The organism is Streptomyces sp. H39-S7 (assembly GCF_027158205.1).
Lineage (GTDB): Bacteria > Actinomycetota > Actinomycetes > Streptomycetales > Streptomycetaceae > Actinacidiphila.
In genome coordinates this window covers 355,995-364,719 of record NZ_JAPVLU010000001.1, presented here as the reverse complement: position 1 = coordinate 364,719, position 8,725 = coordinate 355,995, and the positions used below count along the sequence as shown (strand labels likewise).

Annotated in this window: 9 protein-coding genes; all 9 read left to right on the top strand. The window is 70.0% G+C overall.

Features of this window, described 5'->3' with window-relative positions; all coding sequences use genetic code 11:
* Positions 1–422: 422 nt before the first annotated feature.
* The 9 genes from O3X23_RS01785 (at position 423) to O3X23_RS01745 (ending at position 8,552) form a co-directional block, all read left to right on the top strand.
* Positions 423–1,532, top strand: coding sequence for a hypothetical protein (locus tag O3X23_RS01785; RefSeq protein ID WP_269269203.1), 1,110 nt, complete (start codon positions 423–425; stop codon positions 1,530–1,532).
* A 767-nt stretch (positions 1,533–2,299) separates the two neighbouring features.
* A complete protein-coding gene (locus O3X23_RS01780) occupies positions 2,300–2,932 on the top strand; it encodes a hypothetical protein (RefSeq protein WP_269269202.1) in 633 nt (210 codons plus the stop codon).
* A 544-nt stretch (positions 2,933–3,476) separates the two neighbouring features.
* Entirely contained in the window at positions 3,477–4,322 is an 846-nt protein-coding gene (locus tag O3X23_RS01775; RefSeq protein WP_269269201.1) for a hypothetical protein, read from the top strand.
* Between the two features lie 120 nt (positions 4,323–4,442).
* Positions 4,443–4,865 carry a DUF6409 family protein gene (locus O3X23_RS01770; RefSeq protein WP_269269200.1) on the top strand — a complete coding sequence of 141 codons (423 nt, stop codon included), beginning with the start codon at positions 4,443–4,445 and terminating at the stop codon, positions 4,863–4,865.
* A 332-nt stretch (positions 4,866–5,197) separates the two neighbouring features.
* Positions 5,198–6,217, top strand: a complete 1,020-nt coding sequence (locus O3X23_RS01765; protein ID WP_269269199.1) for a DUF3560 domain-containing protein — start codon at positions 5,198–5,200, stop codon at positions 6,215–6,217.
* Between the two features lie 72 nt (positions 6,218–6,289).
* Positions 6,290–6,979 (top strand): hypothetical protein, encoded by a 690-nt coding sequence (locus O3X23_RS01760; protein WP_269269198.1) that lies wholly within the window; start codon positions 6,290–6,292, stop codon positions 6,977–6,979.
* Positions 6,980–7,038: 59 nt separating this feature from the next.
* Positions 7,039–7,494, top strand: a complete 456-nt coding sequence (locus O3X23_RS01755) for a DUF6197 family protein (RefSeq protein WP_269269197.1) — start codon at positions 7,039–7,041, stop codon at positions 7,492–7,494.
* Positions 7,495–7,545: 51 nt separating this feature from the next.
* A complete protein-coding gene (locus O3X23_RS01750) occupies positions 7,546–7,947 on the top strand; it encodes a DUF6181 family protein (RefSeq protein ID WP_269269196.1) in 402 nt (133 codons plus the stop codon).
* On the top strand, positions 7,944–8,552 hold the full coding sequence (locus O3X23_RS01745) for a DUF6349 family protein (RefSeq protein ID WP_269269195.1): 609 nt from the start codon (positions 7,944–7,946) through the stop codon (positions 8,550–8,552). The genes O3X23_RS01750 and O3X23_RS01745 overlap by 4 nt, the downstream gene beginning before the upstream one ends.
* Positions 8,553–8,725: the final 173 nt, after the last annotated feature.

Below are 8,725 nucleotides of genomic sequence, written 5' to 3'. Positions count from 1 at the left end.
GCGCGGGTACCACGCGGTCGAGAATTTCTGCCACGGCTGCAAGGTCGCCCGCCACCGCACCGCTACCTATCTCGCCCGCCACGAGAACGGCGAGTTCCGCCAGTTGGGCACCACGTGCGTCGAGCCCCCCACACCACGCTTCGCCCACCACCGTGGCGCCCCCGGTGCGTCGGCGGCCGCCGCACCGGCCCGGTACAAGGGGCGTCCCTACGGGACGGCTCAGCCTGGCCCGGCTCGCAGCCGGCCGGAACGTCCGGGCCGCGGGCGGCCCTCCCGTCCCGTCCGGACGCCGGGCCGAAGGGCGTGCCCTGCGGGCACGACGGCACTGTCCATCGCGCTCCGCGCGACCACGGGCGGCACCCCACGTCGGGGGCCACGGCGCGCCGCCGTCCGCACCACCGAGACACCCCGAGGAACACCCCATGCCCGAGAACACGTGCGCCGCCCAGTCCCAGGTTGCCCAGGCAGGAGACCCGTCTCCGCAGACGTGCCTCCAGGTCGCCAGACAGGCCGCCATCCTCGCTGGCGCCGCAGCCGATGACGCCATGACCGCCGTGTGCCACGCCCGATCCGGAGCGGCCACCCGCCTTGAGGCGGTCATGCACGCGGCCCACAAGAACGCCGTCGAGGCCGAGCGGCACGCCGACCGCGCGGAGCAGTACGCCGATGATCCCGCCATGCCCAGCAGTGCCCTGTTGCACTGTGCCCGAGAGGCCGTCGACCGCGCCGTTCGTGCCCAGTCGGCCGCCGGGGTCGAGACGACCGCCGCCGACCTGCGGGCCGAACTGGAAAGGCAGTTGACGGCAGCCGAGTACGCCGAGCAGGAGAGCGCCCGCCGCCAAGAGGAAGCCGAGCAGGAAGCCGCGGAGCGGGCGGCCACCGGCATGGACCGCGAGAACCGGAACCGAGCCGCGGGGAACCGGTATCTCGCCGAAGGGCACGTTGCCGAACTCGGCTGGACCGCGGGCCACGTCCGTGTGCTGGAGGCCGCCGAATCCGGTCGCCTGTACTGGCGAGGCGGGCGTGCCCGGCAGGCAGCACGGCCGGGGGCGTGGGACGGCGGTCGCCGGATCAGCCGCGAGCGGACGCAGGCCCTGTTCGCCGCCCGGTTCCTCGTCGCCGTCCGCCAGGACGACGACACCCGCGTCCTGACCCTCAGCTCGATGGGCCAGGTCGCCCTAGAACTCGCCCGGCTGCACCCGGCCGGACTGCACGCTGATGACCGGGCCGCCTACGAGGCGCGGTTCGCCCAGGTCCGGCGCCGCCACAAGCGCCGCGACGACCAGAAGGCCGCCGCCCGCCTGCTTCGGCCGCTCGACTCCAGCGCACGGAAGCTGTACCGGAAGCCGCTCCTGCTCACCGAACAGGAAGGCCGCGCCGAGCACGAAGCCGCCGACCGATGGGAGGACGAAGGCGGCTACTGCCCCGGCGCGGGCACTCCTCACCCGGCAGCCTGCCCCGTCGCGACCGCGCCGGTACGCATCGTTCTCCGTCTGCACCGGCACACTGCCATGCAGCCCGCCTTGTGGTGACGGCGGATGCCGCCGCCCACCTTTCCCTTCACGGCGAACTCGTGACCTTCGGTGCCGGCCAGGGCGAAGGGCAGCCTCCGGCGGGTCCTCCTCGGAGGGGGTGGGGGCTGGTTGGTTGGGTGCGGGAGCGTCGTGGTTGAGGTGAGGGCGGGGTTCCCTCCTCGGCCGGACCCCCGGGGGGCGTACCAGGAACCCGGACACGGCGTCCAGGCCAAGCCGCTGCGCGGTCGCTGCGCGAGCCTGGACACCGCGCCCGGAACCCTGGTACGGCGGAGCTGTCCGACCGAGGAGGGAACCCCGCCCAGGCCCGTTGTGGCCGGGCCCGGCCGAGCGGGTGCGGGTCGGTGGGGTGGTAAAAGAGCAGGTCAGGGCCCTTGTTCAGGTTGACCAGGACCCTAGAACATGGTTTAATTAGACATGTCGGAAGGGGAGGGCAACACCCCGGACGGCGGCCCCGGGTGAACGACCCGGCGGAACCTCTCGCCAGGTGGAGTTCGAATTGAGGAAGATTGCAAGGGCTTTTGCCCGGTTCGCCGATGTGCTCCGGCCTCGCACATTGTCTGTTGATTACGAATGCCGCAGGTGCACACTCAAGGCGCACATCAGTGGGGATGTGCCCTACGTCGAGTCCATGACCAAGGCAATTATCGGGCATAAATGCTCGGCAGCGGGAAAATCTGAATAATCGGACGGGGAGGGCAACGCCCCGGCCGATACCCGGCAGGCCGACCCGGCCGCCGACAATCTCTCTCACCAGGAGCGGAATCATGGAAACCCGGATCACCGTCGCAGAACTCGTCCACCCGATCGCCGTCGAACTTGGCGGGAACTGGCGACCGCAACCGGCTTACCACGGCGTCCAGGAGCTGGACCACGCCGCCACCCTTACCCACCTCGACAGCCGACAACTCCACATCTCCGAGCGGTTCGACGACCCCGGCCACCTGCACATCCGGGGCGCGTTCCCCGCCACGGACTATCCCTTCCGCAGGGGTGAGCGCGACAGCATCCGAATCACCATGAGCGAGGATCTGGCGAACATCGCGGCCCTGATCGCCGCCGACCTCATCCCCGCCCACCGCGACGTTCACGAGCGCGTGAAGGTGCACAACCGCGAACAGGCCGAGACGCGGCGAGACGTCGAAGAAGCCGCCCGCGAACTCGCCGCCCGACTCCCCGGAGCCCGAACGCGAATCGACGGGACAACCGCATTCGTCTACATGGATCTTGCGCCGGGAGAGGTCCGTATCGGACTCGACGGCGACACGGTGAGCCTCGCACTTAACGACGCACCCCGGATCATCGCCGACGCTGTCGTATTCGCCGTGAGCCGATTCCTTCCCCACGTCCAGACCCCCGAGGGTGAGCGCGGCGAATACGTCGACGGATACGCCCTCTAACTCCCGTACTTCCAGGCGGCGCGTTCACGCAGCGCGCCGCCCCCAATGAAAGGCCACGCGATGAGCGCCGACATATTCGTTATCCAGCCGCGATGGACTGTGCAGGCCCCGCACCTCCGTTGCACCCTAAAGCGGGCTCTTGCGCTCCAGCCCACACAGAATGTGTGGGCTGGAACTGAGAACATCAACAATGCCGTATCGATGGCATACGGTGGGGAACTCCCGGATTCCGGCCGTTGGTTGCTTACCAGGTCGCAGCTGCGCACGCTCAAAATTGCCATCGAGTGGCGCAGGGCAACGCGGGTAGCCTTTGACCGGAATGCCGCCCCGGATATTTTCGAACACTGGACAGAGATTGAAGACCAGGTAATAGAGGCGTACCGGGCGGCGAGCCACGCGGAAGGACTGCACTGGGTCTAAGGGTTGCCGAATCGCTAAGAACATGGTTTAATTAGTGATGTCGGAAGGGGAGGGCAACACCCCGGACCGACGCCAGAGGGCTGGCCGGCCCCGGACGTTGATTTCTCACCAGGAGGACCGCGACATGTCCCGCAAGCCGAAGATGACCGACGAAGAGCGTCGCGCCTACAGCGCCCAAATGCGCGGTGAACTCGAAGCCGTTATGGATCGCGCATACGGTGCGATGGTCGCCAGCGAAGAATTCTGGACCGCCGTCATGCGCACGGCCGCGAACCTCACCCACCCGGACCGCGACGACCGCAGTCCCACCAACTGCATAGCCATCGCCGCCCAGTGCCCCAACGCCACCCACGTACTCAGCTCCGGAGACTGGCGAAAAGCCGGACGCTTCCCGGCCAAGGGGTCCACCTCCCTCCGCATTTGGACGCCGATCAAGCGCCGGACCGAGGATGCCCGGGAGACCGCAGCCGCCGACGGCGGGCAGCGAGAGGCCACCGGGGAGGCCGCCGAGAGCCAGGGGCGCAAGGTGTCCGGCTTCAAGGCCGGGCCGGTTTTCGACATCAGCCAGACCGACGGCGACGCCTACGAGCCGCCCACTGACCGGCTGACTGCCGAAGCCGTCTGGGCCGTCATCGCCGGAGCGGACGAGGCCCCCGACGCTCCCGCCGAATGTGACTACGCCGTTCGGCTGCACCTGTACAACGCGGCACTTCAGCGCATCAGCGAGATGGACGCGCCCATTTACGGGCAGCGTGAAGCGGAAGTGGCGTCCGCCGCCCACGTCGCCGCCCTGATCCTCGGGGTCGCTCCCGGACCGGCCGTCATGCCGCCGCTCGCGGGCATCATCACCCAGGACAAGAAACCCCCGGTTCACGAGTCCGCCGTCCGGGCCATCGAGACCGGCCGCGCCATCGCCCGCGCCGTCACCACGGCCGCCGAGCGTCGCCGCGAACTTGTCGTGGCTGGTTGACTCAGACCCAAGAACGTGGTTTAATTAATGATGTCGGGAAGGGGAGGGCAACACCCCTTCCCGACACCCCCGCCGGGGCCGACCGGCCCCGGCGGAACCTCTCACCAGACAGGACACGACATGCTCACCACCGACCAGAAGCCCACCGTCCAGGACTTCCCCACCGCCACGCTCGTGATCGCCGGTCCCTGGTTCCGGGGCCACCAGCTCGACACCCGCCCCGCCGTCGTTGTCGGCCCGTTCGGCGGCCCGGAGTTCGCGGGCGAGGCCACCATGTCCGTGGTCTGGTTCTTCACCCTCGGTGCCCCGCAGCCGGGCGACAGCGTCCAAGCGATGTTCCCGCACGAGCTGACCCCGCTTGACGACACGCTGACCACGATGCACCAGGACTCGTTCCGCGACATCGCCAGCAGCCTGCGCCAGGGACGGTTCGCCTACGACGACGGGGATAACCTCCGCACCGCCGTCCGCCAGGCATGGCGCGAGCGGACCGGGCTGACCGACGCCGACCCGGCCGCGCGGCACACGCACCACCGCAGCTGACCTACAGGCCCAGCCGGTCCGGGGGAGGGCAACCCCCCGGACCGGCAGGCCCCCAGCACCCCAAATGGACACCCCTTCGGGGCGGCGGGACAGGTTCGGTGCGTTCACCACCGCCGGCCGACTCCGCCGCAGGCGGCTCCATCGACCGACGGCGGGCACCGAACCACGAAGGACGCGCCCCGCGGGGGCGCGGCAGCCCCTGCCGTCGCGCAGGGCGCGACGGCCCGCGAGCCGATCGTTCCTCACGGCCCGCGCCGGTGGTGCAGCACCGCCTTCAGCGCACGGTCCGCCCTGCGGCCGGACCACAAACTCTCACCAGAAAGACCAGTTCAGTGACTATCGAGATCACCCACACCCGCCGCGAAGGAACCCTGATCGAGGGCACCAGCCGGGGGGACGGATCGAGCGAGATCCTGCGGCTGCGCGAGTACGGCCGCACCTGGCGCCAGCCCTTCCGCTGGAGCAGGAATCTTGGCTGCTGGTACCTCCCGCACAGCCGCGACCACGCCACCTACACCCCCTCGCTTGAACTCCTTGCGCAGCGTCTCCGAGAGAAGGGCTTCAAGGTCGAGCTGACCATCGACAACGCCGACCGCCGATCGTTCTCCGAGGCCGAGCAGGACCGGGAAGAGAAGGCCGAGGACCGGGCGGAGAGGTTCGGCGGATACGCCGACACCGCCGCCCGGAACTCCGAGGCCGCGTGGAAGTCGAGCCACGAGATATCCGAGCGGTTCGCCGGTGGCCAGCCCATTCTCATCGGCCACCACTCCGAGGGCCGCGCCCGCCGTGATCACGCGCGGATGGACAACGCGATGCGCAAGAGCATCGGCGAAAGCGACCGCGCCGGGCACTGGATCGACCGGGCGCAGGCCGCCGCGAACTACGAGCGGTTCAAAAAGGACCCGGGCCGCACCCTCCGCCGTCTCGACAAGCTGAGGGCCGACCTCCGCGCGGTCGAGAAGTGGCAGCGCGGCGAGTCCGCGAAGGGCCAATCTCGCAACCCGAACGATCCCGAGCTGACGATCCGGCACGAAGAACTGACCGAAGAGATCGAACACTGGCAGCAGATCATCAAGGACGCCGAGGCCGAAGGCTTCAAGGTCTGGTCGAAAGCCGACTTCACCCGCGGAGACTTCGTTCTCTACCGCGGCACCTGGTACGAGGTCCTGCGCGTCAACCCGAAGTCGGTCACCATCCCGCACATCCACAACGGCACCGGCAAGCGCATCGTCCGCGCCACGGGCAACCGGCACGACGACTGGACGTGGACCGCCCCCTACGACGACGTATCCGGGCGCAAGAGCGCCGACGAGATGCAGCAGCCGCCCCAGGCCCCCGCCGAGGCCGCGTAACCACGTCCCCGCCCGCCCCGGCGGCCGAGCGCGCCGGGGCGGGCCCCTCTCTCACCAGAACAGGGCACCACCATGACAACGCAACTCCTCGAACGACCCGCGACCGTCACCGTCCCCGCCGACGAGCCGAACAAGCTCCTCGTCCCCGGCCAGCTCGACCGCTCCACGGCCGACCCCGGGGGTAACACCGCCACTGTCGAGACGGCCATGCCGTACCGCCTCGGGGCCCCGGACATCCGCTGCCGCTACCCCGTGATCATCGGCGAAGACCGGGTCATCGGCCGCGCCTACCGCTGGCACCGAGACTGGCTCGTCATCACCAGCAACGGGGAACACAACCTCCGTCGCCCGCCAAAGGGCACCACCGGCGCCGACATGGCCGCCGCCCATCTCGCGCAGGAGTACGCCGCCGGTCGGATCGCGGCCGTCCCCCTGGAGCAGGTCCTCGCCGAGGCTCCCACGCCGCTGTGCGGGCCGGTGCCTCTTCTGCATCCCCGGATGCCCGTCACCGACCGCAACATCACGAGCGCGAAGACGGCCTTCGCCGGACTCGCCGCCCACCACTGGCAGGCAGTCCTCACGGGATTCCCTGGCTCCGATAACCACTGGTACCTCTCCTGCGAATTGTGCCCGTGGGAAGGCCCGAAGTTCTGGAGCCACCTGCGCGGACGCAACGGAGAGCCGCCGAGCACGCACCGCCACGAGGGCGGATGTATCGGCAAGGACAAGGTCCGCCAGTTGATCGCCGCCTACGAGAAGTAGCCCGACCTGGGGGGCGGCGGTACAACGCCGCCCCCCAGGTCCCCGAAACGGACATCACCATGCCGAACCACCACACCCCCGAAAGCGTCGTCATCGCGGACACCCCGGCCGCGATCCTGGAGTGGGCCGCCCGGCACATCGAACACGTCGGCATCCACCAGGGCCCCGGCCTTTTCGCCGGTCCCGGCCGCACGGCCACGCTGCCGTGCTGGCCGCGCGGCGCCCTCCAAGTCGCCGCTGGCCACGGGCGGGGAACCGCCGGCCGGACGTACGACTGGGACGTCATCGACCGTGCCCGCGACCACGCGTTCGCCATCCTCGCGGAAACCCTCGCCGGTCACCCCGTCGACGCCGAGGAACCCGCCGTCGCCAAAGCCCGGCACCGCGAGGTCATCGACCGGTGGAGCGCCGAGCCCGGCCGCACCGCCACCGCCGCCGCCCGCGCCTTCCGCGCCGCCGCCGTCCGCGCTGACCGTGCGCGCATAGGGCCTTCTATCTGGCATGGAGCCGTCTAGTCCGCTGAACTGCCCACCTTTCTGCACATCGAGTCTTCGAAGGCCAGCACCATGGACGAAACGACAGAAGCCCGCAGCACCAGCAAGCCGCCAAGCCGCCGCGGAGCCGCCACCCCGAGCCGGGACGGTGTCCACCGGATCGGTGTTCCCCTCCACCCCCGGCTCTGCGCGTCCGACCTGATCCGTGTACTCCTCGCGGCCCCGGTGGAGAGTGACCTCCATACCCTCGACCCCGTACAGGTCCGATCCCTCATCACCGACGTGCTCACCCAACACGGTTTCGACGTCCTCGACCGGTCCCCGTACTACCCCGACTTCGACCGCCACCAGGATGCCCGCCGCGCAGTGCGCCGCGCGTACGGGCCACGGTTCCTCGACGCTCCCGCCGAACAGGCCGTGCTCGCTGATCCTCTCCTCGAAGTGCTCGCCGCAGCCCGGAGCGAGAAGCCGTGACCACGGCCGTCACCGAGCCGACCGGTGCGCGATCACGGCAGACGAACTACTGGCGGGTGCGCACCGCGCGGACCCGCGCCCCCGCGGAGAGCGCGGAGCAGGCATGGCACATCCAGCACGGACACCCAGGCGGCGCCTACTGCGACCTCGGCAACGAGCTGGACCCACCCGCACACCACGCCCCGACCCTGCTCTCCCGTAGCCGGCCGACCGGCCGCCGGGGGGACGCGCAGGAGTTCCGGGGCGGATGCCTCACCTGCGACTGGGAAGGCCCCGTCCACCGTGGCGGCGGGTACGGCGACGGCGACAACGAGGCGGTGGAGGACGCCCACGACCACGCGTTCCCAGGTTGGCGAGGGCTGCCGCCTATCACCCAGGTGAAGGACAGATGGCAGATCCCGCAGAGCCGGAGCCGTTGGGCACAGCTGATATCCCTGTACCCGGCGGGGTGGGCGGAGCAAGGCGCCCCGCTCCTGTCCTGGAGCCGCTACCGACGCGAAGCCCACGCCCCGCCGCATCAGGGACGCCCCCGCTACGAACTCCGGATCGCCCGGCCGCCGAGCCACCGGGACAAGCCCCCGACTGATCAGGGGGCCCTCTTCTGATGGCCACCGTCCCGCGGATCAGGGCCCCGCCCCGTCCGCGATAAAGGTGGTTTAATTGCTCCGCCGTCAGCGGAGCAGGGCAACCTCCGACCGGCCGCGCGTCGAACCGGCGCCGCACCACCCAGACAGCAAGCGACGGCCAGCGCACAAGGGCAACAAGGCGCTGGCCGTCA

Excerpts from the sequence above, each read along its gene's own strand:
- O3X23_RS01750 (WP_269269196.1), top strand. The coding sequence starts at position 7,546 with ATGGACGAAACGACAGAAGCCCGCAGCACCAGCAAGCCGCCAAGCCGC.
- O3X23_RS01775 (WP_269269201.1), top strand. The coding sequence starts at position 3,477 with ATGTCCCGCAAGCCGAAGATGACCGACGAAGAGCGTCGCGCCTACAGC.
- O3X23_RS01780 (WP_269269202.1), top strand. The coding sequence starts at position 2,300 with ATGGAAACCCGGATCACCGTCGCAGAACTCGTCCACCCGATCGCCGTC.
- O3X23_RS01785 (WP_269269203.1), top strand. The coding sequence starts at position 423 with ATGCCCGAGAACACGTGCGCCGCCCAGTCCCAGGTTGCCCAGGCAGGA.
- O3X23_RS01755 (WP_269269197.1), top strand. The coding sequence starts at position 7,039 with ATGCCGAACCACCACACCCCCGAAAGCGTCGTCATCGCGGACACCCCG.
- O3X23_RS01760 (WP_269269198.1), top strand. The coding sequence starts at position 6,290 with ATGACAACGCAACTCCTCGAACGACCCGCGACCGTCACCGTCCCCGCC.
- O3X23_RS01770 (WP_269269200.1), top strand. The coding sequence starts at position 4,443 with ATGCTCACCACCGACCAGAAGCCCACCGTCCAGGACTTCCCCACCGCC.